We start from the raw sequence: 25,517 nt of genomic DNA on the forward strand, positions 1-25,517 counted from the left end.
GATAATTCTATCTTTATGATTGATTTTATTTAAATCAGTCTAGGTATGAAATTGAAATTTATTGTATTTGTTCTTTCACTGGTATTTATTTCCACTTCTTCAATCGGCCAAAAAACTTTGACAGAAGCCACTCTGGTGTATAACATGTCTGTTGAGACCGGAAGTGGCGAACCGAAAATCGCCGATATGTTTGATGGAGCCACCACCACTATTTATTTGAAAGGCAATAAAAGTAAAACTGAATTAGTAAGCAGTTTGGGAAAAGAGGCCACCATTTACGATGCAGAAGGTGGTACTGGGGTGATTTTAAAAGACTATAGCGGGCAAAAGCTTATGATAACGCTTACCGCTGCCAATTGGGCGCAAAACAACAGTAAATATGAAGGGATTGTTTTTCAAAATACAGGCGAAACCCAAAAAATAGCAGGCTTTACCTGTAAAAAAGCGATTGCCAAATTGAAAAACGGAGAGAGCTTTACTGTTTATTATACTACGGATGTAAACCTGGCAAACAAATCCTACGATGCACAGTTTAAGACTCTGCCAGGATTGCCAGTTCAATATGAAATGCAAACATCTAAGCTAAAATTAAAATTTACGCTGGCATCAATCAGTTATAATCCCATCTCCGCATCAGAGTTTGAGATACCCACCTCAGGATACCGTGTGCTCACCTACGATGAAACAAAGCAGAAATCTTAAGGTGCCTTTTTAATCTGCATCAAATGGTTGTTTTTATAGGCAGCAAAAAAAGCCTGCAAATCTTTGCAGGCCCGTGAAGTATATGATAATTTAAATGTTATCTCCTGCTCCTTAAAATAAGTTTATAACCTTCTTCCTGAGTGAATTGAGGAATAAGTACTTTTTGCTTGTAAGGCAAAATATAAATGGTGTTTCCTTTCTTATAAGAAATATAGGCATCGCTGACCATAGTATTTCCTATTTTTTGGGAATTAGTGAAAAAGCTGCCGCGGTAGCTCAGCCCTGATTTTAAATTAAAGGGAATTGAATTTTTCAGGTTACCATTGGTTTCAATATTGAGCCGGGCTTTATTTTTTTTCACAAAACCACCCCTGTCCGCGAAAGCAAACAGACATATTCCGCAAACAAGCACTGCGACTGATACTATTCTGGAATATTTTAACATTGTGATTTATTGATTTATTACAAAATTAAGAAACTATTATGAGAATTAAAAGCCGTTCGTCATAATTTTTACCTATATGAGAGAAACGTAAAATTGTGAAATTTATTTTAAAAAATATTGGTACTTTGTAGTCATAAGTCAAATATTTATGAAAGAAAATGAGAACCAGGATGAGAAAGAAGAGATCCGGGAATTATTACGACAGTATAATAACTTTAAAAACGGGAAAAGATTTACTTTTATAGAGGAAGAATCGTTCCAGCGGCTGATTTCTTATTTTGATGAAAATGATAACTTATTATCCGCACTGGAAGCCGCGAATTTTGCCATTGACCAGTTTCCATATTCAGCTTCTCTTTTTGTGAAAAAGGCAGATATATTAATCGCTACACAAAATTATCATGAGGCTCTTGATTTGCTTCAAAAAGCCGAAATTTTAGATAGCACTGACATCAACATTTATATTCTGAAAACAGATGCTTACCTGGCACTGGATTATCAGCAAAAGGCAGCTCAACTGCTTGAAGAAGCCATTAATAATTTTTCAGGTGAGGATAAAATAGAACTTCTTTTTGAATTAGCAGATGTATATGATGATTACGAAGATTTTGACCGGGTTTTTAGCTGTCTTCAAATGATCCTGGAACAGGATCCCACCAATGAAGAGGCACTTTATAAAATTTGTTTTTGGGCCGACTATACCGGTAAAAATGAAGAAAGCATTAAAATTCACGAAAAAATTATTGATGAATTTCCTTATTCCCATTTAGCATGGTTTAATCTGGGTACGGCTTTCCAGGGGTTGAAATTGTATGAAAAAGCTATAGATGCCTATTTATATGCGATCGCCATAGATGAAAAATTCGATTATGCTTATCGCAATTTGGGCGATGCTTATTTACGGCTTAGGAAATACCGCGAAGCAATAGAGTCACTTCAAAAAGTATTGGAATTGTCAATGCCTGAAGAGGTTATTTATGAAGCAATTGGCTATTGCTATGAAAAATTGAAGAATCCTGCCCAGGCAAGGTTTCACTACAAAAAAGCCGTTCATCTAAATTCTGCTGAAAGCCGTTATTATTATAAAATAGCTGGCACTTATATGCAGGAAGGCTACTGGGAAAGTGCTATTAAAAATCTTGAAAGCGCAATGAGCATCAATAAGTCTCATCCAGAATTTCATTTTTCTCTTGCGCTCTGCTATATAGAAATTAAAAGAATTAAGGAGGCTGTAATCCATTTCACTCAGTTTATTAAAGCGAGACCGCGAAATGTAAAGGGCTGGAAGGAACTTATTAAATGCCTTTACGATGCGGAATATTTTGAAGAAGCTCTGGAACAAATAATCAATGCTCAAAAAAATACTGAAAACAAGCCGTTGTTTATTTTTTATAAATCAGCGGTTCTTTTTGAGATAGGGAAGTCCAAAGAAGCTTTATTGCAGCTTGAACTAGCTATGAAACAGTCACCGTCCTCTGTTAAATACTTTATCGAATTGAACCCTTCTCTGCTGCAACATCCCTCAATAGTTGAAATTATCAGCTCTTATAAAAAGCCGCGTAAATCAGCCAAAAAATAATGTTGCACGGATTTTTAAAAGATTTATTATCAAGGGGTTTTAAGTTTTTTTTACATCTTTGCGCTCGCCAAACTATATTTGCGAATCTCAAAATTGAAAAATGAATTTTAACTTAAATCAAATTCCTAAAAGAGTTGAAAAACCGAGGAAATTTGGAATTACAATGATCATGGACAAGGGGCTGAGCCTTGAAGAAGCGAAAAATTTGATCAGCGCTGCAGGCCCTCATATTGATATTATTAAATTAGGATTTGGAACTGCCTATGTAACGCCACATTTGCGCGAGAAAATTGAATTGTATCAATCATTTAATATTCCCGTTTATTTTGGAGGAACCCTATTTGAAGCATTCCTCGTAAGAAATCAGTTTAACGACTATCTCGCATTATGCAACGATTTTAAGGTTACACACATGGAAGTCAGCGACGGCTCAATTACAATTCCTCATACCGAAAAGTGTGGATATATTGAAAAGCTTACTAAATATGGAACTGTGCTCAGCGAAGTTGGAAGTAAAGACGCCACTAACATTATGCCTCCTTACAAATGGATTGAACAAATGAGCGCTGAATTAGAAGCCGGAGCTTCTTATGTCATTGCTGAGGCCAGGGAAGCCGGAAACGTCGGTTTATATCGTGATAGTGGCGAGGTTCGTCAGGGCTTGGTAAATGAAATTTTAACGAAAATTCCTGCGGAAAAAATTCTTTGGGAAGCGCCTCAAAAAGCACAGCAGCTTTATTTTCTTGAGCTGGTAGGATGTAACGCTAATCTGGGAAATATTGCGCCATCAGAAATTATTCCGCTTGAAGCAATGCGTGTTGGATTACGCGGTGATACCTTCCATTTATACCTGGAAAAAGAATCTGCTTAAAATCACAACGCTGTGCTTTGCAGCATTTAAAAATTTATAATGAAAACTTACGGCTTAATTGGCCGTTCATTAGGCCATTCATTTTCTGAAAAATATTTCTCTGAAAAATTCAGAAAAGAAAATATCGAAAATTGCGAATATCGCAATTTTGAAATTCACGAGCTTAATATCGAAATACCCTTCTTAAAAAAAAATTCCACATTACAAGGCCTCAACGTCACCATTCCTTATAAAACTGATATTCTTTCTTTTCTTGACAAGTTATCTGACGAATGCAGCCAAATCAATGCCTGTAATTGTATCAAAATAAAAAATGGCGAATGGAAAGGGTTTAATACCGATATCACGGGGTTTGAAAAATCTTTTTCACCTCATTTAAAACCCATTCATCAAAAGGCAATCATTTTAGGTACGGGCGGAGCTTCACATGCGGTTGCCTTTGTTTTACAAAAATTGAATATTGATTTTGTAAAAGCATCCAGAAGTAAAAAAAGTGCGGATTCTGTAATTTCCTATGGTGACATTACCGCAAATACAATGAAAGAATTTCAGATTTTTATAAATACTACTCCGCTCGGTACTTTCCCAAATATAAATGAATGCCCATCCTTGCCTTATGAGTTTGTTACGAGCGAACATTATTTTTTTGACCTCGTATATAATCCTTCTAAAACCCTATTTCTTTCGCTTGCAGAAAAGAATGGCGCAACTATTGAAAATGGTTCAAAAATGTTAGCTATCCAGGCCGAAGAAAGCTGGAAAATATGGAATGAAGCTGACCAGTAAAGCAATAAACAGTGAAGATTTTTATTCTCAACTTGCGAGGATATTTTTAAGTAGTGCAGGAAGAGCCTTCACTTTTTTGTCTTCGTAATCGAAACCAACCATTGTGGTCTTCGCCAATGCAATAAGGATAATATTTCCGTTTCTCTTAGAAAAAATTTTATAAAACAATTCAAATCCGACACGCGATATTTCTCCTGCATAGAGTTCGACCTCCAGCAAATCGCCATAAAAACATTCATTCTTAAATTCCACCGAAAGGTCGCTCATAATAAGTGCAATACCGCCTGCATTGAGTTCAGTAAATCCAAATTCCTGAAAAAATTTGAACCGCGCTTCGTGGATTATTTCAACTATGGCATTATTACTTACATGGTTGCCATAATTTAAATCAGTGATTCTGACAGGAATAATAAAAGAATCCAACCGTTGTTCTGGTAAATTAATTCTTATGCGTGGCATAATTAGAAAATTATTATTGCAGCTTTTCCATATTGGAAGCATCAACCACAAGATCGGCGATGCCAGCAAAGGTGGGAGATATTGTGCTGCTCAGCATTATTTTTTGCCATTTATCTACTTTTTTGCTCCATGTAGGTTTTGGTGGGAAGTCATTATTGGCTGCGATAATCAGGGTGGCTGCTTTTGGTGAAATCTTTACCGGCTGCCCCTCCGGGCCTGCCACAGTGATATATTTTTTGGGAATATCCGGTGATTGTAAATCGTTCAAAACTATCTCATGCTTTTCTTTAGGGCTGTGTATAATAGATTCCAGAATTCTATGATTCAATGCCATTGAATCTCTCATTATTTTATTAGAAACAGTGGTCGTAGAGTTCTCGGACGAGGGAGAATTATGTTTGAAGAATAACGAACCCAAGAAAATAATTACTAAAGATGCTGCTGCTATTGCCAGGTAATATAAACTTTTTGATTTTTTTCTATCCGTTATTTTGATGATTTTATTACCGGCCAAATCTTTACTGATATCGCTCCAAATATTTTCAGGAGGAGTCACTTCAAAATCGTACAATTTATTTTTAAAGTTTTGCATTATTGTTAAATATAAATTGGCTTACTTTTTTTCCTTATTTTTTAATGCGCCAGTCCCCGATTCAATAATTTTTTTAAGGGCTCCTTTAGCCCTTGCCAATTGAGATTTACTGGTGCCTTCGGTAATCCCCAACATATCTGCAATCTCCTTGTGTGAATATCCTTCCACCACATGCATATTGAAAACCTGCTTATATCCCGGCGATAATTCATTTATAATGCTCAGAATATCTTTGGTAGCCAAAGAATCCAGCGCATCAAGTGCTACATCTTCAATCGTGTTTTCATGAACTTCATTCACGTTATACAATTTCACTTTTTTTCTAAAATGTTCAATTGAAGTGTTGATAAATATACGCCTTATCCATCCTTCAAACGAGCCTTCACCTCTGAATTTTGGCAGACTTTTATAAACTTTAATAAAACCCTCCTGCATCACATCATTTGCATCTTCCGTATTTTCAGTGTAACGAAGGCACACACCGTACATTTTTGAAGAAAATCTGTCATACAGCAACTTTTGCATTTCCGGATTTCCTTCTATGCATCCTTTTATTAAGTCGCTTTCTGAGGGAGTATGGTTGCCTCGGGTAATCAAATTTTATAGGTTTTTCGAAATATCAGATTTTAATTCATGAACTACTTAATAAATAATCAGTTAGCTTTTCAATCGCTTTTTTTCTGTGGCTAAAACTGTTTTTTTCAGCCATCGCCATTTCAGCAAAGGTTTTTATAGATCCGTCTGGAACAAAAACCGAATCGTATCCAAAGCCGGCACTTCCCCGTCGTTCCGCAACGATGCTGCCCTGGCAGATTCCTTCAAAAAATACTGTCTTTCCTTTATACATCAAACAAATGACTGTTCTAAATCTTGCCAGCCGGTCTGTTGTGTCGGCTAATTTACCTAAAAGTTTGTCAATATTATTTTCAAACGACCGTGCTTCGCCTGCATATCTTGCGCTTTTTACGCCCGGTTCCCCGTCCAGCGACTTTACTTCCAGTCCAGTATCTTCAGAAAAGCAATCCTGATTTGAAAGCTCATAAATTACTTTCGCTTTTTCCTTTGCATTTTCTTCCAACGTGTCAAATGGCTCCGCAATATCGATTTCGATTCCCGCCTCTTTGAGTGAGATAATATCAAATTTTTCGAGAACTATACTTTTAACTTCAGAAACTTTATTTTCATTATTTGTGGCGAAAATGATAGTGTTCATATTATAGAAATAATTTTTGAAGGCTTGCCCACAATTGTCTTTTCAAGCCAGTATTTTTTAAAAACGTTTCGAAACCAGGGGCTGTCAGGTATAATTGATTTTGAAATTGTTGAACCTGGAAATGAGGTATTTCAAACGGTAAATCAAGCTCTGTATTTTTAACGCCAAAAATCAATATTTTTTTTGAGCCAAACTGACGGTTAAACTCCTGATAATTATTTTTATTAAAATGATAGTTCACCAGCGCAATCTCAGCCATTGAAAGATTACAGGCGGTTAAAAGCTTAGCCAAAAGGTCCATTTCATCATCACTCAAAAATTTATGAGCAGGATTATTAACAACAAATAATATTCGACTTTTGTTTTGCCCAAGGCTATCAATGGAGTCGTCTGTTTCAATTTTTACTTCGCTTTTTTTGTCCTTTGTCTCAGTCAAAGTATTAGGATATAAAATTGCGCACATCTGATCAGAAAGTTGAATATTATCCAAACTCATAAATTTTTTCTCCTTCTTTTTTTCGTTTCTTTGTGGCAAATTTAAAGATAATGACGGCCGCAGATGATATCAAAATCACAAAAGTAAAAAATAGCAAACTTGCTGAGCTGGATGCAAATAATTTACCATTTGGAAAATATTTTACCGATCACATGCTGGAGGTAAATTATAAAAATGGAGAATGGGGGCAATTGGAAATCAAGCCTTACCAGCCAATTAGCATTGATCCCGCATGTGCGGCCATTCACTATGGCCAGTCAATTTTTGAGGGAATTAAGGCTTATAAAAATGAAGAAGGGGAAACGTTTATTTTCCGGCCAATTGACAATTTTACAAGATTCAATATTTCGGCAGAAAGAATGAAAATGCCGCATGTACCGGAAGATATTTTCATGGAAGGAATGAGACAGTTGGTAAAAATTGATGAAGAATGGATACCACACAGGCCGGACCATTCCTTGTATATCCGGCCGTTCATGTTTGCCACCGATAATGTAATTGGTGTTAAGCCTGGCAGCAGCTACAAATTCCTTATAATCCTAAGTCCTACGGGCCCATATTACAGCGCCCCAATGCGCATTTATGTGGAACAAAAATATGTACGAGCCGTTAGGGGAGGAGTTGGGTTCGCAAAAAATGCCGGAAACTACGGAGCGTCAATGTATGCAACGGAAGAAGCGAAGAGAAAAGGGTATGACCAGGTTTTATGGACGGATGCTTTTGAACATAAATATGTGCAGGAATGTGGAACCATGAATGTTTTTTTTATCATGAATAATAAAGCAGTTACTCCGGCATTGGAAGATACGATTCTGGCAGGTGTAACAAGAGCCAGCGTTATCCAATTGATAGAAGATATGGGCATCGAGGTTGAGGAGAGATTGATTAATATCGATGAAATTACCGCGGCTTATAAAAATGGCCAATTGAGCGAGGTTTTCGGTACAGGAACTGCCGCCACAATTTCAATGGTAAAAGAACTTTGTTACAATGATTTTGTAATGACATTTGAAACTGAAAAATGGAAAATTGCTCCCCAGGTGGGCAGAACGCTAAATGACATAAAAGAAGGAAAAGCAGAAGATAAATATGGCTGGCTTTGGAAGGTTTGATAAGATTTTCAACAACTTGTGAAATTGTTATACTATTCAAATAATTTTGGTTTTTACCAAACCGGCGCTTACCTTTGCCGTCCAAAAAAATCAAGGTAAAAGATAATGCCTACAATTCAACAATTAGTAAGAAAAGGAAGAACAATAATAAGAGCCAAAAGTAAATCAAGGGCTTTGGATAGCTGTCCTCAACGAAGAGGGGTTTGCACAAGAGTGTACACAACTACACCCAAAAAGCCTAATTCCGCCTTGCGCAAAGTGGCCAAAGTAAGGTTGACAAACAAAATTGAGGTAATTGCCTATATACCCGGAGAAGGTCATAATTTACAAGAACACTCAATTGTTTTGCTTCGCGGAGGCAGGGTGAAAGATCTTCCCGGTGTTCGTTATCATATTGTTCGTGGCAGCCTGGATACGGCCGGAGTAAAAGACCGTAAGCAAAGCCGTTCTAAATATGGAACTAAAAAAGAAAAGGCCAAAAAGTAAAAGCAAATAAATTATTAACCTGATTCAAGAAGAATTAATATTTTAATATAACAATGCGTAAAGCACAAGCAAAAAAACTTCCATTAGCCCCCGATCCGAAATTTCAGGATAAGCTGGTTACCCGATTTGTAAATAATTTAATGTGGGAAGGCAAAAAAAGCGGCGCCTACAGTATTTTTTATGATGCGTTGGAAAGAGTTTCGAAAACAACAGGTGAAGACGGATACGAGATTTGGAAAAAAGCGCTTGCAAATGTTACTCCTGGTGTAGAAGTTAAAAGCCGCAGAATTGGAGGAGCCACATTTCAAATACCTTCAGAAGTAAGGGCAGATAGAAAGGTTTCTTTGAGTATAAAATGGCTAATCAAATACAGCCGCGACAGAAATGGACGTAGTATGTCTGAGAAATTAGCGAATGAGATTATTGCAGCAAGCAAGGGAGAAGGCGCTGCTTACAAAAAGAAAGAAGATACTCATCGTATGGCAGATGCGAATAAAGCTTTTGCTCATTTCAGAATTTAAGTACAGCAGAATTTCTAAAATATTTACCCTTCCGCTACGGAAAGGGTTTTTTATTGACAAATTTATTGAGAGGCACATAAACTTGGCTCCCGTAGTGGTTAATTTTTAAGCTGTTGTGTAGAATGCTCCCCAAATATTATTATAGATTTATTCTTAAATTCAACAGAGCTAGTTAGGAAATAGGTCAACTAATTACTTCCTTCAGAAAATTCCGCAAAATTTAAATCAAATTTATTTGTTGGTTTACTGTATTTTCAGTGAAGCCTTCTATTATTATAGTTATAAAATGGCTGCGCAGTTCTTTAACCCGCAATACGGTATGTTCTTTGATTCAGAATTTTTGAAAACTCTATGAAATGAAAAAGCGAATTCTTATTACTGATGATGACGAAGGAGTTCAGGACATTTTCAGATTGATATTCGAACGCGCGGGCTATGACGTACAGATACTTGGCGAAGGTTTGTCTATTCTTGAAAATAATTACAAACGCCCGGATCTTTTTGTGCTCGATAGACAATTGAGTGGCCAGGATGGCTTAAAAGTCTGTAGGTTTTTGAAAAGCCAAAACACCACAAAAGATATTCCTGTAATAATAGTTTCTGCCACCCCGGGAATTGGAAAAATGGCCAAAGAGGCCGGCGCTGATGATTTTATCGAAAAGCCTTTCCAAATAAAAGACTTGTTAGGGGTGGTGGAAAGATGGATTTAGAAATCATTTGATTCAATTCCTTTCCCCAGATTTTTCACATACTGATGTCATTAAAAAAAATAATTTTTGTAAACTAAATTAATTAGTATATTTGGCCTAAATAAATTAGTCTTTATGTCACAGGCAGGCCAAAACCTTAAATATCTTCGCAAATTGCGTGGGTGGACACAACAGGAATTTTCAACGAAACTAGGAATTAAAAGGTCATTGCTCGGAGCATACGAAGAGGAACGGGCAGATCCAAGACTGGATGTTTTGGAGACCGTTGGAGAAATATTTAAAGTTTCGCTTGATGAGCTTTTGCTTCAAAATATGGCAGAAACACAGGGGAGTAGTTATCTTGCGAAAAGAAGGCAGATGAAAATGATGAGCGCGGATAGAAATGTAATCCATTTTGTTCCTGTAAAAGCTGCCGCAGGTTACCTTGCCGGGTATGCGGATAGTGAATTTATTGATGAGTTGAACACCTTCACCCTTCCGATGCTGTCCGGAGGCAGTTATCGTGCATTTGAAATTATTGGAGACAGTATGCTTCCAACACCGAGCGGAAGTGTGATCGTCGGAGAAAGAGTTGAAGACCTCGAAAATGTTAAAAACAATGTAGCATATATTGTAGTAAGCAAAAATGAGGGTATTGTTTACAAGCGCGTTGTAAAAAATAATAAGAATAAAAATAAATTGACGCTCATAAGTGATAATCCGGCCTTTCAGCCTTACCAGGTTCAGGCAGCAGATGTGCTTGAGATGTGGCACGCACAGGCTATTATCAATAAAGTAACCCAACAACAGAGATGGGATGTTGATGCTCTTGTAAATCTCGTGAGCAATTTGCAGGACCAGGTAAGTTCTTTAAAAAAGAAAATGAATTAATTATCGATAAGTTTGCTGTATTGCATTTATTCAGTATTATGCATCGCTTTACTCAATTTTTTAAATACATCGTTTAACATCAAAATTTAACTCATGATTAAGTTGCAAATTATAGGTCATCTCGGATCCGATTGTACCACAAATGAAGTCAATGGAAGGACCGTAATCAACTTTCCGGTAGCGCATTCTGAAAAATATAAAGATTCGCAGGGAAACCAGGTTGAAAAAACAACCTGGGTAAAATGTGCTTATTGGACAGAAAGGCCGGCCATAGCACAATACCTTAAAAAGGGCCAGTTGGTATACGCAGAAGGAAATCCTGAAGCAGAAGGCTACCTGAATAAGGAAAATCAAAATGCTGCTTCCTTAAAGATGAATGTGTTTAGGATTCAATTGTTAGGAAGTAAAAATGAATCAGGCGGCGCTTCAAATTCAATGGGAAATCCCTCTGGTAACTACCAAACATCATCACCTTCGAAAACAAGTCCTGCAATAGAAGAGATGGATGAGCCTGCAGATGATCTTCCTTTTTAATGTTTAGGTTTTCATTTGGTTAGCGGCTTCCTTGTAAGCCGCTTTTTAGTTCCCAGCCTGCTTTTATCAAATCTACAGTAAACAGGCAAAAAACCTCTTTTTCTTATTTTATTTTTGATTACATTGTAATGGCTGTATCAGAAGCTTTCGGCATTGTAGATTATGAGTTAGGGGCCAGCACAGTGATCAGAACAGGTAGAAGTAAAACATGTTTTATTAATTTTATAGCAAAAAGGGCTTTGCAGATGAAATTTCAAAATCGGGATAAGGAGGCGGAAGATAAAATAAATTCATTTTCTACCCCGGAAGAAAAGAAAATAGAACGAAAAATACCGATGTTGCCTGCTATTGTGGATTCGTCAAATGATGCAATTATCAGTAAAACGCTCGAGGGCACCATCATTAGCTGGAATCCTGCGGCCACCCGGTTATTCGGGTATGAAGAAAACGAAGTTCTTGGGAAGAACATTTCCGTAATTATTCCTCCAGATAGTCTGGCTGAAGAAGATATCCTTATTGAAAACATTCTTAAAGGCAGCAAAATTCAAAATCTTGAGGCCAAGAGAATCAGCCGTGATGGCTCAGAAAAATTAGTATTATTAAGTGCTTCTCCCATTACAAATAGTGAAGGAAATATTGTTGCTGCTGCCACTATATTACGGGATATTTCCGAAAGGAATAATCAGGAAGAAAAGCAGGCTATCCTGGCAGCTATCGTTAATTCTTCCGATGATGCAATTATCAGTAAAACACTGGATGGAATTATCACAAGCTGGAACGCTTCCGCGACCCGGTTGTTTGGATTTACAGAAGAAGAAGCAGTAGGGAAACATATTTCGCTGATTATTCCCAAAGACCGGATGGATGAAGAAGCCCGAATCATTGAAAGCCTCAGAAGAGGAGAAAAAATTGATCATTTTGAAACCATAAGAGAATCAAAAGATGGAACATTAAGAAATATTTCCCTGACTATATCCCCTATTACAAACAGCAGGGGGAAAATTATCGGCGCCTCCAAAATTGCCCGCGATATTTCTATGCGAATTGAGGCTGAAAAACAACGTGCTTTCTATACCAAGAGATTACAGCAATTAAATAAATACAAGGATGAATTTATGGTGATGGCAAGCCATGAATTAAAAACGCCTCTCACGGTTATTATGGCTAATCTTCAAATTATGCTTGAGATGATGAAAGGCACAGATAACGTGGTTTTCGTAGAAAAAGTGTTGAAACAGGTTGATAAATTATCTGAACTGATAACAAACCTGCTAGACGTTTCCAAAATTGTAGCTGGCAAACTTGAGCTAAAACTGATAATTTTTGATTTGAATGATTTGCTTGCGGAGCAAGTGGCAAACCTTCAGCAAACGACAAGCCGTCATAAAATCTTTTTTGATAGAAATCCCCAGAAATTAATGGTAAGCGCTGATCGCGAAAAAATAGAGCAGGTAATTATCAATATTTTAAACAACGCTATCAAATACAGCAGGGCAAATCAGGGAGATATTTATGTGAGCGCTAATGCTACAGGAAATAAAATCCAGGTAGATATTAAAGATGAAGGCATTGGTATTCCGAAAAAAGACATCAGGAATATTTTTCTTCGCTTTTTCAGAGTGAGAGGTTCCGCCAGTTCGTTTTCTGGATCAGGAGTTGGTTTATATATTTGTTCAGAAATTATAAAGCGTCATAAAGGAAAAATATGGGTTGAAAGCAAGTTTGGGGAGGGGTCTACTTTTCACTTTACTCTTCCTGGTTTGAAAGGAGAAAAAGCAGGCAAAATTTAAACAATTAGCTGGTTTGATTTTCAGATTCTTTTAAAGCATTTTTATCTGAGATGTTTAATTTTTCAAGATAATCAATCCCATCCTGCGTTAGATGGATACAATGCAACATTTTATTTTCAACCAGTTCTTTTTTTATTTCAATCAAGCCTCTCTTAAATAATGGAGCTACTGCATAACTCATGTCTTCCATTGTGCAATGTTTTTTATTTTCACCAGCCTGTTCAGACTCGCGGCAATCTTTTAATTTTTGAATCATTGATGGCGAAAGTGGCCTGAAATACTTCATAAGAATTTTTTATAGTAAGTAATTCCTGGAACACAATCAGGTTGCTGTAGTTCCAGGCATTACTAGTTGGATGAATTATCTTTTTGCCTTAAAATCAAATTTGCTAAAGATAGATGCCACTGCTTGTCTTACCAGCGATTCATCTGAAAGCATTTCAGGTTTTAAAATACCGGAAGCAAAACCCTGCCATGCTACAACACCGGTTTTCGCATCTATAATATTTATGATGAGTGTGCCTGCATCTATTTTGGTTCTTTGCACATTATCCGGTGTTCTTACAGAATCCAGGCCATTATCTATCATCTGATAACCATTATAGGTTTTTAATGTCCCCGGTCTTTCTGTAACTGTAAATAAAACCAGCATATCGGGATTATTTTCATTTTTTTTATAGCCTTTTGCACTCAATTCATATTCAATAGAATTTTTAATTTTACTTCTCGCTGATTCATTATTAAATATGTATACCCCGGTCGGATTGACGTATATCGCATCAGAAGGAATCTGATCGATATTCTTTGACCACGCATATGTTGAATAATCATTGAGAGAGGCACTAAAAGATTTGTCTGCGCCAACTGTGACGGTTTGTGATTTTACAGCAAAGCAGAATAAGACTGGTAAAATGGATAGAATCGTTTTTTTCATAGTGGTATTTTTTTATAAAGTGTGATTAAATACGTTAAAACAATAAAAGATTGTGCCACCGCTACTTCAGAGTGAATAGGCTGGCCTTCCGCGCCACAAAAAGCGTTAAGGTCAAGGCATACCGCCAATTGTTAAAAAACTAAAACTGTCTGAAAAAAATGCAGTTGAAATTTTTACATGGAAATAATTTCTACAAATTTTCCAAACGTAAGCCCCGTAAAGATTTTAAATGATTCGGCAAAAATGGACAAAATGAAGCTGAAAAACAGTATTGGAATAAATAAGAGAAAATGTCAGCAATGTACATGTCCTAAGAGCATATAAATAATGAAAAACACTACGATTGTTCCCAGGCATCCTCCGCCCAATTTTTTAGCGCCATAAGCAGCTATTAATCCTCGTACTAATTTGTTCATTGTAAATAGTCTTTGTGAATAATTTGATAATGTAAATGTAAGATAACAGATTTTTACCTAAATTTTCCACTCTATAATTTTATTAGTCCACTCTTCTTTATAAGGTACAGAAATTTTTATATAATTATCAGTAAAGCCTTCCATCATTCCAATTTTATTCTGGCCTTCAAACAAAACTTTCCTGGTTTGTCCTGCGTGGCTGCGGGAAAACTGCTGCATTTTTTTATAGGATAGTGATCTCAAAATTTTTGTTCTTTCGTGGCGGGTATGAACCGGCACAACAGGTGCGATAGACAAAGCATGGGTATTATCTCTTTCCGAATAAGTGAACACATGAAAGTACGATACGTCTAATGAATTCAGGAAATCCACTGTTTCCTCAAAATCTTCATCTGTTTCCCCCGGAAATCCTGTGATTACATCTACACCAATACAACAATCAGGGATCAGGCTTTTTATAACGCGAACCTTTTCAGCATAAAGTTCCCTCCTGTATCTTCTTCGCATCAATCCAAGAATTTTATTGCTGCCACTTTGAAGAGGAATATGGAAATGCGGCATAAATTTCGGGCTCTGAGCCACAAGGTTTATAATTCCTTCAGTTAATAAATTGGGTTCGATAGAGGAAATCCGGTAACGGCTTACGCCATCGAAGCCATCAATTTTTTGTAATAATGAATAAAAATTTTCTCCTGTTTTTTGCCCGGAACCATCTTTGCCAAAATCGCCAAGGTTAATGCCTGTAAGAACGATTTCTTTAACTCCCTGCCCGGCAATTTTTTTTATTTCTGACAAAACATTTTCAGTTGAATTGCTTCGGCTTTTGCCCCGCGCCATCGGGATAGTGCAAAATGAACAATTGTAATCACATCCATCCTGCACTTTTAAAAAAGTGCGGGTTCTGCTGTTTAATGAAAAGGAGGAATGGAACCCTTCAATATCTTCAATTTCGCAACTGCATATTTTTGCGCTGTCGCCGTGGGTTAAATCTTTCAGATGGGAAGTGATGTTGAATTTTTCTGAAGCGCCTAATACCAAATCCACACCTGGAATTTCGGCAATTTCTTTTGGCTTAAGCTGGGCATAGCATCCCATAATCACCACCAAAGCTTCCGGGGCCTTTCGTTGCACTCTTCTTACCAGTTGCCTGCATTCTTTGTCAGCATTTTCGGTTACCGAACACGTATTGATAACATACACATCAGCCTTATCAGTAAAGTCTTTGGTCGTAAAGCCATCATTCTGCAGCAAGCGCTCTACTGCCGAGGTTTCAGAATAATTTAATTTACAACCCAAAGTATGAAGTGCTACAGTTCTCCCATTTGACATGTCGCAAATTTAATCAATCAATACCTATTTAGTTTTTACCTTGTGACAGTAAACAATGAAATATCGAAGATTTTTATTTTCCTTGTGAATTTAAAAATCATTTACATCCACGCTAATTAAAACACTGAAATATTCTTATTATAGATTTCGAAGATTGCAATGAAGCTTTTTATAAAAAATATGGTGTGCCCGCGCTGCATTATGAGCGTGGAAAATATTTTGAAAGAAAATAATTTACCGGCAAAATATGTACAGCTTGGTGAGATTGAATTGCTGTGCTCACCAGGAAAAAAGCAGTTACAAAAATTTTCACAGGATTTGCAAAAAGTCGGATTTGAATTATTAGATAATCAAAAGCAGCAATTGATTGAAAAAATAAAAACATTTTTAATCCAGGAGGTGCAGAATGGAAATATCAAAGAGCATTTTAGTATTCATCAATTTTTTTCAGAAAAGATTTTTAAAGATTATTCTTCTCTCAGTAAATTATTTTCAGAAGTAGAAGGCATTACAATTGAGCAGTTTTTTATTTTACAAAAAATAGAAAAAGTAAAAGAATTGCTTATCTACGATGAATCTTCTTTAAGTCAAATTGCTTTTCAACTGGGCTATAGCAGCACGCAACATTTGAGTGGGCAGTTTAAAAAATTTACCGGAATGACGCCCACCCAATTTAAATCCCTTGGAAGTTCACACAGGAAAGCCATCGACGCTATTGTGTAGCTTAATTTTTCTCCGGGATAATATACATCTTTCCCAAAAGGATGTAACATAAAGAAATTAAACATGCTGAACTTTGTATTCATAAAAAGCAATGAATATGACTGAGGTAGCTGAAGATATTAAAACGGTAAAAAAAATTTTTCCTGTTAGCGGCATGAGCTGTGCCTCCTGTGCAATCAGCGTTGAAACCATGCTGCAATCAGAACCTGGCGTTATCAATGCGGCAGTCAATTATGCTAATTCTTCTGCGGCGGTTACTTATGATCCTGGTGTTGCAGATCTAAAGCATTTTAAACAAAGCATTCAATCTGTGGGCTATGATCTGATAATTGAAGATGAAAAAAATTCTGCCGGCGAAATAGAAAATATAAAACAAAGCGAATTTCAAAAGCTAAGAAAAAGAACGTTTCTTTCTGTTATTTTTTCTGTTCCAATTGTGTTGATAGCAATGATTTTTATGAATGTTCCGTACGCTGATTTTATCATGTGGGTATTAGCGACTCTGGTGGTTTTTATTTTCGGGCAGCAATTTTTTAGCAATGCGTGGAAACAGGCAAAGCATCTTTCTGCTAATATGGATACTCTTGTGGCATTAAGCACTGGTATTGCTTACCTGTTCAGCGTTTTCAACACTTTGTATCCTCAATTCTGGACCAGCAGGGGGTTAGAAGCACACGTCTATTTTGAGGCCGCCGCTGTAATTATCTCATTCATCTTATTAGGCAAACTGCTTGAAGAAAGAGCGAAATCCAATACATCTTCAGCAATAAAAAAATTAATCGGCCTGCAACCAAAAACGGTAATAAAAATAAATGAAGAAGGAATTGAATCGGTTATCCAAATTTCAGAAGTAGCCGTTGGCGATAGATTATTGGTAAAGCCCGGCGAGAAGATTCCTGTGGATGGAGAAATGATTTCCGGCAGATCATTTGTAGATGAAAGCATGATTTCAGGCGAACCCATCCCAGTCGAAAAAAAGAAAGGAGAAAAAGTTTTTGCCGGCACCATCAACCAAAAAGGGAGTTTTGTTTTTAAAGCTACCAAAGTAGGTTCAGATACATTATTGGCACACATAATAAAGATGGTGGAGGAAGCCCAGGGAAGTAAAGCGCCCGTTCAGAAATTGGTAGATAAGATAGCGTCGATATTTGTGCCTGTGGTTATCGGCATCGCAATTTTATCGTTCATCGCATGGGTTATTTTTGGAGGTGAAAATGCGGTAACCTATGGTTTGTTAGCCTTGATAACCGTTCTTGTGATTGCCTGCCCCTGTGCGTTGGGATTGGCCACGCCGACGGCAATCATGGTGGGGGTGGGGCGTGGCGCTGAAAATGGAATTTTGATTAAAGATGCAGAAAGCCTTGAACAGGCGAAAAATATCAACGCAATTATTCTTGACAAAACAGGCACTATCACAGAAGGCAAACCGGAAGTATTGGATATTTTTTGGAGTGAACCGACAAATATTCCGGAATTATCTTCTGTTTTTTATTCTTTGGAATCTAAATCTGAACATCCGCTTGCTGATGCAATTTCAAAATATTTTATCTCAAAAAAGATTTATAAAACAAACGCAACGGGTTTTGAAAGTCATACGGGTGCGGGTGTTTCAGCTATAATTAATGATAAAAAATATTTTGCAGGAAGTTTTCAATTGATGGAAGAAAGCCACATTTTTATTTCGGAAGAAATGAAAAGCAAAACAGAAAAATGGCTTAAAGATTCGTTTACTGTAATCTGGTTTTCCAATGAAGAAAAAGCGCTTGCTGCCGTGGCGATTGCAGATAAAATAAAATCCACTTCGAAGCAGGCGGTGCAAAAGCTTCAACAGATGGGCATTGAAGTATTTATGGTTACGGGGGATAATGAAAAGACTGCTGCTGCTGTTTCAGAAAAAGTAGGGATTACAAATTTTAAAGCACAGGTATTGCCTAATGAAAAAGCTGATTTTGTAAAGGATTTACAAAGCCGCGGCTTGAAAGTAGCGATGGTAGGAGATGGCATCAATGATAGCCAGGCTTTAGCACTTGCGGATGTCAGCATCGCGATGGGTAAGGGAACTGATATAGCAATGGATGTTGCAAAAATGACCTTAATATCGTCTGATTTAAACCATATTCCCGAAGCCATTAAGCTGTCGAAGAAAACAGTAAAAGTGGTGCATCAGAATTTGTTCTGGGCGTTTATTTATAATGTTATCGGCATTCCTATTGCAGCGGGAATATTGTATCCTTTTACTGGATTCCTGTTAAATCCTATGATAGCCGGAGCCGCAATGGCATTGAGCTCTGTGAGTGTGGTGAGCAACAGCTTACGGCTAAAGTTTATTAAATTGAAATAAGAGCGGACACGGATTTTTATTAATAAGAACAAAAAATTTAAACTAAAGATGAAAACACAACAATTTAAAACAAATATTATGTGCGGCGACTGCATTGCAAAGGTTACGCCTGCATTAAACGAAAATTTTGGTGAAGACAACTGGCAGGTTGATATTAAAAATCCAAAGAAGATTTTATCAATCACCTCCGAAAATGTAACTGAAACAGAGGTAAATGATGTTTTAAAAAAAGTTGGCTATAAAGCTGAAGAATTAAACTAATTGATACACATCACGAAAAGCTAACCATCGTTTTGGTTAAGAGAAAAGTTCTGGAATGTTACTATCTGTACACGGGATTGATCGCATAACCTTTATCTTTTATCAATTGTATCAATCCTTGGTTTCCGGGTAAGTGGCCTGCTCCAACAGCGATGAAGGCGCTGGTTTTTTCAACCAATTTTGATATCACTTTTACCCAGCGCCTGTTTCTTTCATTCACCAAAATGTGGTTGGCTCTTTTGCTCATGAAATTTTTATCAGCTACGAGTTTGGCAAGCTCCTGCATATTTTCAGCATTGTAGGCACTCATAATTCTTTTAAAAATTTCTTTATAATCGTCTGCTGATTTTAACTGATACAATAACTCCTTACCGGTGAAAACTTTTTGCGCGATTTTTATTTGTTCCATCGCGGTCTCCAGCCCTCCTGGTGTCAAACCCTTTTCCCAGGCTATTTTTAATAGTTCCTGCTCTACCGATTTTTTATCGTCACAATCTATTGACTCAAAAATCATTCGGTTGATAATTTCTATCGGTGACGATTCTTTTGCCTCCTGCAGAGAAAAATTAAATTGATGTTGCAATATTTGATTCATCTCTTCTCTCTCATCTTGTGAAAGGCCACCGGAAAAATCTGATAGTGTGGGCAGTTGTTCCTGCATTATTTGTACCTGGCTCACATCGCCAATATTTACTTCCATGTAAAATAAATTGCATTTGCTTATTGCACTTTCTATTTTCTTTTTTAAGTGAAATTCTTTTGCGCATACAAGATGCATTGTGCCCAAAAGATAAGACGGTTTCTTCAAGCCATTACCCGATATTTTATACAATAATGAATTCCCGTATTTTATGGCTTTCATGGCAAATGAACAACAGTTAGAAATTTAAATTTATGCAACAGTTTTTTGCAATAGAAATCATTTTAATTCTTTAATCATAATATTTTTCCAGGATACTTTAATGCCTCCACCTGAATGTATTTGCAGAGCGATAACTCCATTTCCTTTGCCAATTAATGAATCTTTCAGGTGCACCATTTTTTTGCCATTAAGCCACGTGGTTACCTCATCGCCCTTCACTTCAATTTTCATTGTATTCCATTCTCCGAATTTCAAAGCTTTTTCACCTTCATCATCTGGTTTTATCAACCATCCTCTTCCATACGATTCGTAAATTCCGCCACTGTGAAGGCCAGGCGGCGCTACTTCTACCTGCCAGCCACTGATTTTTGTTCCTTCTACAGACGAACGGAAAAAAACTCCGCTGTTTCCATTTTCTTCCTGTTTAAAATCAAGAGTGAGTATAAAATTCTTATACGGTTTTTCTGTTGTGAGATAGCCGTATTCTTTATCAGGGCCGCTTTCGGAAATGAGCTCCCCATTTTTAACATACCACTTTTCCGTGCCATTTATTTTCCAGCCAGACAAGTCGTGGCCGTTGAATAGAGGTTTAAATTTTTGCGCTGCTGCGCCGGATGAAAGAATAAAAGCAATTAAGCCAAATAGAAAAATTTTTTTCATGATTCGTGTGTTGAAGTATTTCAAAAATAGGCTTATGTTTAGTAATAACCTATTCGTTTAACCGGAAAGAAAATTAGCTAACTAATGATATTTCCTTAACAATTAAAATAGCATTTTTTTGTTTGTTTACTGTTAACTTCGTGCCCGTATGATAAAAAAGTTTCTTCTTCTTTTATTATCCTTTGTTTACCTGGCTTCATCATCAGGCGCTACTTTATATATCCATCAATGTATGGATAAAATAGTTGCCTGGGATGTGAATATAGACACAGAAAATCCCTGCATGAATTGTGGTAAACATAACAAAGCGCCAAAAGATTGCTGCACAGACCATGTCAAAGTCTTAAAATCCACTTTATCGCAAAATCTCCCCGGCGATACTTACCACAAAATTGAAATATTCCCTGTTACGCTTCCCAGAGCGATTTTCACTTACAATAATCCGCTTTCTCTTAATGTAAAGCATAGCTCTGCTGAGCGTTTTATTTTTCCCCGAAGTCATTTGAATTATTGCGCAGTACTCTGCACCTTCCTGATTTAATACCGGTTTATTTTTTCTAAATGAAGAAGGCGACTTTGACAGCCGGCTCTTTCTCATTCGTTAACTCATACCAGGTAGAAATTTATTTTTTATCCGGTATGATGAAAGATTTTTATAAACCGTATCAATTTAGTTTTATGTGCAACCTTAAAGTAAACCCAATATATTTTTTAAAGACATTAATACAACATAATAGTAGCAAATACCTCTTTGTTTTAATGCTATCCCTGTTCACTTTTAGCCAATCTTTTTCGCAAAAAAATATGAGCGATAAGACATTTTCTTTTAAAGTTTTTGGTAATTGCGCGGAATGCAAACAAAGGATAGAAGGCGCTTTGAAGATAAAAGGGGTTGATTCAGCTTCCTGGGATGCCAATACAAAAATGCTGGAAGTGGTTTTCGATACTTCAAAAATTCAAATCGAAAAAATACAGTCTAAAATTTTAGCAGTGGGCCACGATCTGGAAGATAAAAAAGCAGGTGATAAGATTTATCAGTCGCTTCCTGCCTGCTGTCAATACCGTGAAAAGAATGACCACAATCACGCAACTGCCAAAGGTGTTTCAGCAAATTCAGTAAGTGGTGTTGTGTTATCAGAAGATAGCAAGGGCAATCTTTCACCACTTGAAGGCGCAAGTGTTTATTGGAGTGGGTCTCATGACGGAACCGTATCAGATAAGAGTGGATTTTTCACCATTCAACGTGGTACGGACAAGGCAAAGTTGGTAGTAAGCTATGTGGGGTTTCAGACGGATTCTGCAGAAATCACAGGCGAGGGCCAGCTCCAAATTGTATTGGCATCCAGCGGTCAGTTGAAAGGTATTACCATCAAGGCAAAGCCTAAATTTTCTTATATTAATCTGATGGGCCCGATGAGAAATATGACACTCAATTCTGCTGATCTTTTAAAAGCTGCATGTTGCAATCTCAGCGAAAGCTTTGAAACAAATCCAAGCGTTGATGTTTCCTACAGCGATGCTGTTACCGGTTCCAAACAAATTCAATTGTTGGGCCTTGCCGGTGTGTATACTCAATTGACTGTTGAAAATCTGCCAGGTCCCCGCGGCCTTGCAACGCCGCTAGGCCTGAATAGTATTGCCGGCCCGTGGATAGAAAGTATTCAACTGAGCAAAGGAACCGGCTCTGTTGCCAATGGATATGAAAGTATCGCAGGCCAGATAAATGTGGAACTGAAAAATCCTGCAACGGCTGAAAAGCTGTATGCAAATGGCTATGTGAATGACATGGGCAAAACAGATTTTAATTTAAATCTTGCGCATCATTTGGGCGACAGATGGTCAACGGCTTTATTATTGCATGATGATTTCTTAAATAACAAAGTGGATTTTAATAAAGATGGTTTTCGCGATTTGCCCACCGGAAATTTGTTTAGTGCAGTTAATAAATGGGCGTATGAAGATCATAAAGGGATGGAGGTTCAATTTGGCGTAAAAGCCCTCATAGACGATAAAACCGGTGGTGAAATGCAATACCAGTTGAAAGATAAACTTTCTACAAATCATTATGGATTAGGCATCGAAACACAGCGCCTGGAAGGGTTTGCAAAAATTGGGTATGTTTTCCCTGAGAAAAGATACAAAAGCATTGGCTTGCAACTTTCCGGATTTAATTTTCAGCAAGACTCTTATTTCGGACAGATTATTTACAACGCCAGGCAAAATAATTTTTATTCCAACTTAATTTATCAAAGTATTATCAACAACAGTTCAAATAAATTTAGAACGGGTATAAGCCTTTCTGGTGATAGTTATAATGAACAATACAAAGCGAATATTTTTAAAAGAACTGAAATAGTACGTGGCGCGTTTTTCGAATACACGTATACGTTGTTGGATAAATTTTCAGCAGTGGCGGGCATGCGGATAGATCATAATAATTTATTCGGATGGTTTGCTACTCCAAGGTTGAATGTAAGATATGAGCCTGTAAAAAATACAGTGATTCGTGTTAGTGCGGGCAGGGGACAAAGAACGGCAAACATTTTTGCTGAAAACATGGGCGCATTAGTAAGTGCAAGGCAGGTTAATATTATTGACGGAGCCGCCGGCAAAGCCTATGGACTAAACCCTGAAGTGGCTTGGAACAAAGGCATCAGCGTTGATCGAAAATTTCAATTGTTTAAAAGAGATGCTATGTTGAGTTTTGATTTTTACAGAAACGATTTTACCAACCAGGTTGTAGTTGATCTTGAAGATGCCAGGCAAATAAAATTTTACAATTTAAAAGGCAAGTCATTTTCAAACAGTTTCCAGGGCGAGTTTAATTTTATCCCTGTTGAAAAACTGAACGTGCGAATGGCTTACCGGAAATTCGATGTGAAAACAACCTATGGCGATAAATTATTAGAAAAGCCATTTACGGCTGCTGACAGAGCTTTTATTAATTTGGGTTATGAAATCAAAAGCTGGAAATTTGATTATACTGTAAATTATGTTGGTAGAAAAAGAATTCCTTCTACAGAAGCCAACCCGGTGCAATACAGAATAAACAGCTATTCTCCTTCTTATTTTTCAATGAACGCGCAAGTGAGCAAATCGTTTGGAAAAGATAAAAATTGGGAGCTATATGCCGGTGGCGAAAATCTTACGAACTATTTTCAGAAAAATATAATCACTGCAGCAGATGAACCTTTCGGGAATTATTTTGATGCTTCGATGGTTTGGGGGCCGGTAAGCGGAAGATTAATATACGGTGGCTTCAGGTATAAAATAAAGTAGAAGCATCACACCATCTACTTTTGGCCTTCATGTTTAAAATTGCTAAATAAAAAGTTTCGCTATTTGTTGCGTTACTGTGTTTAATTTTACCTTCAGTAAGCAAACTTTCACAGCATTTCTTTATATGCTATAGCATTCAAACACTCCGACCGTTTGGTAGGCAACGGTTATAAATTGTAAAATAATATGGAAAAATTTGATGTAGTAGTAATAGGTAGCGGCTCCGGTTATAATGTAGCCATGCGTTGCGCAGCAGCAGGCAAAAAAACAGCCATAATAGATCATCAGCCGTTTGGTGGAACGTGCGCTTTAAGGGGTTGCGATCCTAAAAAAGTATTGGTGGGTATTGCACATGTTTTATCTCTTAATGAACAATTGATAGGAAAAGGTATTTCAACTTTACCTGAATTTTCATGGGAGGATTTGATGAAATTTAAAACAAGCTTTACCGAACCGAAAATACCGAAAACCGAAGAGAATTTGGAGAAAGCCGGAATAACTCAATATCATGGACGCGCGAAATTTATTGATGAAAATATCATACAGGTGAATGATCAAAAAATCTCTGGTGAAAAATTTGCATTAGCCAACGGCGCTGCACCCAGCAGGCTTTCAATACCGGGAGAAGATTTGCTTATTGACAGCACTGCTTTTTTGAGCCTTCAGCAATTACCGGAAGAAATTTTGTTCGTTGGCGGTGGCTTTATAGCCTTTGAATTCGCACATATTGTTTCAAGATTTGGAGTAAAAGCAACGATTGTTCATCGCGGCGAAATGCCGCTTTCCAATTTTGATGTTGATATGGTAAAACTTTTAATGAAGGCAAGCGAGAAACTGGGGATTCGGATTCTGTTAAACACAGAGGTGAAAAGTATTAATAAGAAAGAAGATCGTTTTTTAATTCATGCAGAGCAGCATGGAAAAAACATAGAGTTGTCAACACAGCTTGCTGTTCACTCTGCAGGCCGCGCTCCTGATATATTTGATATGGGTTTGGAAAAAATGAGGATATCTTTTGACAAAAAAGGAGTGAAAGTAAATGACTACATGCAAAGTGTTTCTAACGTCAATGTATATGCGTGCGGTGATGCAAATAACAAATGCATGCCATTAACGCCCGTTGCTGCAAAGGAGGGGATCATCCTATCTGACAATTTATTAAAGGGCAATTATAAAAAAATCAATTATGGCCATGTTCCTTATAATGTTTTTTCAATCCCGCCTGTGGCAGCAGTAGGCCTGACCGAACATGCAGCCAAACATCAGGGATTGAATGTAAAAGTTCGCTTTAAGGAAACGACGCATTGGTATTCTTCCCGGAGGCTAAACGAAATTGTTTCAGGTTATAAAATTTTGGTGGATAATGATACTGATGAAATCATAGGGGCTCACCTGGTAGGCCCCAATGCTGCCGAAACCATTAATATTTTTGCAGTAGCGATGAATGCAAAGGTGAAAGCAAGTGATTTGAAAAAATCCATTTTTTCATACCCTACAAATGCTTCGGATATTGTTCATATGTTTTAACAAACAAATTTGAATTTGT

Annotated in this window: 29 protein-coding genes; 17 read left to right on the forward strand and 12 right to left on the reverse strand. The window is 37.1% G+C overall.

Going from position 1 to position 25,517, the window contains the following annotated elements; genetic code table 11:
* Positions 1-45: 45 nt before the first annotated feature.
* Positions 46-702, forward strand: a complete 657-nt coding sequence (locus EFY79_RS00330) for a DUF4412 domain-containing protein (protein WP_123118679.1) — start codon at positions 46-48, stop codon at positions 700-702.
* A gap of 97 nt (positions 703-799) precedes the next feature.
* Here the strand turns inward: EFY79_RS00330 and EFY79_RS00335 are convergent, their stop codons facing one another.
* A complete protein-coding gene (locus EFY79_RS00335) occupies positions 800-1,147 on the reverse strand; it encodes a hypothetical protein (protein ID WP_123118680.1) in 348 nt (115 codons plus the stop codon).
* A 148-nt stretch (positions 1,148-1,295) separates the two neighbouring features.
* Here EFY79_RS00335 and EFY79_RS00340 point away from each other — a divergent pair, with 148 nt between their 5' ends.
* From EFY79_RS00340 to EFY79_RS00350, 3 genes are all read left to right on the forward strand, one after another.
* Positions 1,296-2,726 carry a tetratricopeptide repeat protein gene (locus EFY79_RS00340; RefSeq protein WP_123118681.1) on the forward strand — a complete coding sequence of 477 codons (1,431 nt, stop codon included), beginning with the start codon at positions 1,296-1,298 and terminating at the stop codon, positions 2,724-2,726.
* 100 nt (positions 2,727-2,826) lie between these two features.
* Complete coding sequence (locus tag EFY79_RS00345) at positions 2,827-3,597, forward strand: phosphosulfolactate synthase (protein WP_123118682.1); 771 nt, start codon at positions 2,827-2,829, stop codon at positions 3,595-3,597.
* Positions 3,598-3,636: 39 nt separating this feature from the next.
* Positions 3,637-4,383 carry a shikimate dehydrogenase family protein gene (locus EFY79_RS00350; RefSeq protein ID WP_123118683.1) on the forward strand — a complete coding sequence of 249 codons (747 nt, stop codon included), beginning with the start codon at positions 3,637-3,639 and terminating at the stop codon, positions 4,381-4,383.
* Between the two features lie 27 nt (positions 4,384-4,410).
* Here the strand turns inward: EFY79_RS00350 and EFY79_RS00355 are convergent, their stop codons facing one another.
* From EFY79_RS00355 to EFY79_RS00375, 5 genes are read right to left on the reverse strand one after another with little or no spacing between them, the layout of a single operon-like run.
* Positions 4,411-4,842: an acyl-CoA thioesterase gene (locus tag EFY79_RS00355; protein WP_123119205.1), complete on the reverse strand. Its 432-nt coding sequence runs from the start codon at positions 4,840-4,842 to the stop codon at positions 4,411-4,413.
* Positions 4,843-4,855: 13 nt separating this feature from the next.
* On the reverse strand, positions 4,856-5,434 hold the full coding sequence (locus tag EFY79_RS00360) for a hypothetical protein (RefSeq protein WP_123118684.1): 579 nt from the start codon (positions 5,432-5,434) through the stop codon (positions 4,856-4,858).
* Positions 5,435-5,455: 21 nt separating this feature from the next.
* Positions 5,456-6,031 carry an RNA polymerase sigma factor gene (locus EFY79_RS00365; protein WP_123118685.1) on the reverse strand — a complete coding sequence of 192 codons (576 nt, stop codon included), beginning with the start codon at positions 6,029-6,031 and terminating at the stop codon, positions 5,456-5,458.
* Between the two features lie 34 nt (positions 6,032-6,065).
* A complete protein-coding gene (gene rdgB, locus EFY79_RS00370) occupies positions 6,066-6,647 on the reverse strand; it encodes an RdgB/HAM1 family non-canonical purine NTP pyrophosphatase (RefSeq protein WP_123118686.1) in 582 nt (193 codons plus the stop codon).
* 1 nt (position 6,648) lies between these two features.
* Positions 6,649-7,182: a hypothetical protein gene (locus tag EFY79_RS00375; RefSeq protein ID WP_123118687.1), complete on the reverse strand. Its 534-nt coding sequence runs from the start codon at positions 7,180-7,182 to the stop codon at positions 6,649-6,651.
* Between the two features lie 11 nt (positions 7,183-7,193).
* Here EFY79_RS00375 and EFY79_RS00380 point away from each other — a divergent pair, with 11 nt between their 5' ends.
* From EFY79_RS00380 to EFY79_RS00410, 7 genes are all read left to right on the forward strand, one after another.
* Positions 7,194-8,255 (forward strand): branched-chain amino acid aminotransferase, encoded by a 1,062-nt coding sequence (locus EFY79_RS00380; protein ID WP_123118688.1) that lies wholly within the window; start codon positions 7,194-7,196, stop codon positions 8,253-8,255.
* Positions 8,256-8,360: 105 nt separating this feature from the next.
* On the forward strand, positions 8,361-8,741 hold the full coding sequence (rpsL, locus tag EFY79_RS00385; protein WP_123118689.1) for a 30S ribosomal protein S12: 381 nt from the start codon (positions 8,361-8,363) through the stop codon (positions 8,739-8,741).
* A 53-nt stretch (positions 8,742-8,794) separates the two neighbouring features.
* The gene (gene rpsG, locus EFY79_RS00390; RefSeq protein WP_123118690.1) at positions 8,795-9,262 is read left to right on the forward strand and encodes a 30S ribosomal protein S7; all 468 of its coding nucleotides are present in this window, start codon (positions 8,795-8,797) and stop codon (positions 9,260-9,262) included.
* Positions 9,263-9,618: 356 nt separating this feature from the next.
* A complete protein-coding gene (locus EFY79_RS00395; RefSeq protein WP_123118691.1) occupies positions 9,619-9,972 on the forward strand; it encodes a response regulator in 354 nt (117 codons plus the stop codon).
* 114 nt (positions 9,973-10,086) lie between these two features.
* The gene (locus EFY79_RS00400; protein ID WP_123118692.1) at positions 10,087-10,842 is read left to right on the forward strand and encodes an XRE family transcriptional regulator; all 756 of its coding nucleotides are present in this window, start codon (positions 10,087-10,089) and stop codon (positions 10,840-10,842) included.
* A gap of 93 nt (positions 10,843-10,935) precedes the next feature.
* Positions 10,936-11,376, forward strand: a complete 441-nt coding sequence (locus tag EFY79_RS00405; RefSeq protein WP_123118693.1) for a single-stranded DNA-binding protein — start codon at positions 10,936-10,938, stop codon at positions 11,374-11,376.
* A gap of 245 nt (positions 11,377-11,621) precedes the next feature.
* Positions 11,622-13,166 carry a PAS domain S-box protein gene (locus tag EFY79_RS00410; protein ID WP_158605111.1) on the forward strand — a complete coding sequence of 515 codons (1,545 nt, stop codon included), beginning with the start codon at positions 11,622-11,624 and terminating at the stop codon, positions 13,164-13,166.
* Between the two features lie 4 nt (positions 13,167-13,170).
* On the opposite strand, the gene EFY79_RS00415 is transcribed toward EFY79_RS00410, so the two are convergent.
* The 4 genes from EFY79_RS00415 to mtaB all read right to left on the reverse strand — a co-directional run bounded on the left by EFY79_RS00415 (position 13,171) and on the right by mtaB (position 15,845).
* Positions 13,171-13,452, reverse strand: a complete 282-nt coding sequence (locus EFY79_RS00415; RefSeq protein WP_148041813.1) for a hypothetical protein — start codon at positions 13,450-13,452, stop codon at positions 13,171-13,173.
* Positions 13,453-13,527: 75 nt separating this feature from the next.
* The gene (locus tag EFY79_RS00420; RefSeq protein WP_123118696.1) at positions 13,528-14,100 is read right to left on the reverse strand and encodes a DUF4136 domain-containing protein; all 573 of its coding nucleotides are present in this window, start codon (positions 14,098-14,100) and stop codon (positions 13,528-13,530) included.
* Positions 14,101-14,393: 293 nt separating this feature from the next.
* The gene (locus EFY79_RS21840; protein ID WP_262683264.1) at positions 14,394-14,516 is read right to left on the reverse strand and encodes a hypothetical protein; all 123 of its coding nucleotides are present in this window, start codon (positions 14,514-14,516) and stop codon (positions 14,394-14,396) included.
* Positions 14,517-14,573: 57 nt separating this feature from the next.
* Positions 14,574-15,845 carry a tRNA (N(6)-L-threonylcarbamoyladenosine(37)-C(2))-methylthiotransferase MtaB gene (gene mtaB, locus EFY79_RS00425; protein WP_123118697.1) on the reverse strand — a complete coding sequence of 424 codons (1,272 nt, stop codon included), beginning with the start codon at positions 15,843-15,845 and terminating at the stop codon, positions 14,574-14,576.
* Positions 15,846-16,004: 159 nt separating this feature from the next.
* Between mtaB and EFY79_RS00430 the strand changes: the two genes are divergently transcribed.
* The 3 genes from EFY79_RS00430 (at position 16,005) to EFY79_RS00440 (ending at position 19,170) form a co-directional block, all read left to right on the forward strand.
* A complete protein-coding gene (locus tag EFY79_RS00430) occupies positions 16,005-16,568 on the forward strand; it encodes a helix-turn-helix domain-containing protein (protein ID WP_123118698.1) in 564 nt (187 codons plus the stop codon).
* A 97-nt stretch (positions 16,569-16,665) separates the two neighbouring features.
* A complete protein-coding gene (locus EFY79_RS00435) occupies positions 16,666-18,909 on the forward strand; it encodes a heavy metal translocating P-type ATPase (protein WP_233577891.1) in 2,244 nt (747 codons plus the stop codon).
* Positions 18,910-18,957: 48 nt separating this feature from the next.
* Positions 18,958-19,170: a heavy-metal-associated domain-containing protein gene (locus tag EFY79_RS00440; protein ID WP_123118700.1), complete on the forward strand. Its 213-nt coding sequence runs from the start codon at positions 18,958-18,960 to the stop codon at positions 19,168-19,170.
* 61 nt (positions 19,171-19,231) lie between these two features.
* Here EFY79_RS00440 and EFY79_RS00445 read toward each other — a convergent pair whose 3' ends face one another.
* Both EFY79_RS00445 and EFY79_RS00450 read right to left on the reverse strand, forming a co-directional pair.
* On the reverse strand, positions 19,232-20,032 hold the full coding sequence (locus EFY79_RS00445) for a TraB/GumN family protein (protein ID WP_123118701.1): 801 nt from the start codon (positions 20,030-20,032) through the stop codon (positions 19,232-19,234).
* A gap of 57 nt (positions 20,033-20,089) precedes the next feature.
* Positions 20,090-20,692 carry a 3-keto-disaccharide hydrolase gene (locus EFY79_RS00450; protein ID WP_123118702.1) on the reverse strand — a complete coding sequence of 201 codons (603 nt, stop codon included), beginning with the start codon at positions 20,690-20,692 and terminating at the stop codon, positions 20,090-20,092.
* A 148-nt stretch (positions 20,693-20,840) separates the two neighbouring features.
* On the opposite strand from EFY79_RS00450, the gene EFY79_RS00455 reads away from it, so the two are divergent.
* The 3 genes from EFY79_RS00455 to EFY79_RS00465 all read left to right on the forward strand — a co-directional run bounded on the left by EFY79_RS00455 (position 20,841) and on the right by EFY79_RS00465 (position 25,498).
* Complete coding sequence (locus EFY79_RS00455; protein ID WP_123118703.1) at positions 20,841-21,233, forward strand: HYC_CC_PP family protein; 393 nt, start codon at positions 20,841-20,843, stop codon at positions 21,231-21,233.
* 263 nt (positions 21,234-21,496) lie between these two features.
* Positions 21,497-23,971 carry a TonB-dependent receptor domain-containing protein gene (locus EFY79_RS00460; protein ID WP_233577892.1) on the forward strand — a complete coding sequence of 825 codons (2,475 nt, stop codon included), beginning with the start codon at positions 21,497-21,499 and terminating at the stop codon, positions 23,969-23,971.
* A gap of 186 nt (positions 23,972-24,157) precedes the next feature.
* Positions 24,158-25,498, forward strand: coding sequence for a dihydrolipoyl dehydrogenase family protein (locus EFY79_RS00465; RefSeq protein ID WP_123118704.1), 1,341 nt, complete (start codon positions 24,158-24,160; stop codon positions 25,496-25,498).
* Positions 25,499-25,517 lie beyond the last annotated feature (19 nt).

The organism is Hanamia caeni, assembly GCF_003721595.1.
GTDB classification, from domain to species: domain Bacteria; phylum Bacteroidota; class Bacteroidia; order Chitinophagales; family Chitinophagaceae; genus Ginsengibacter; species Ginsengibacter caeni.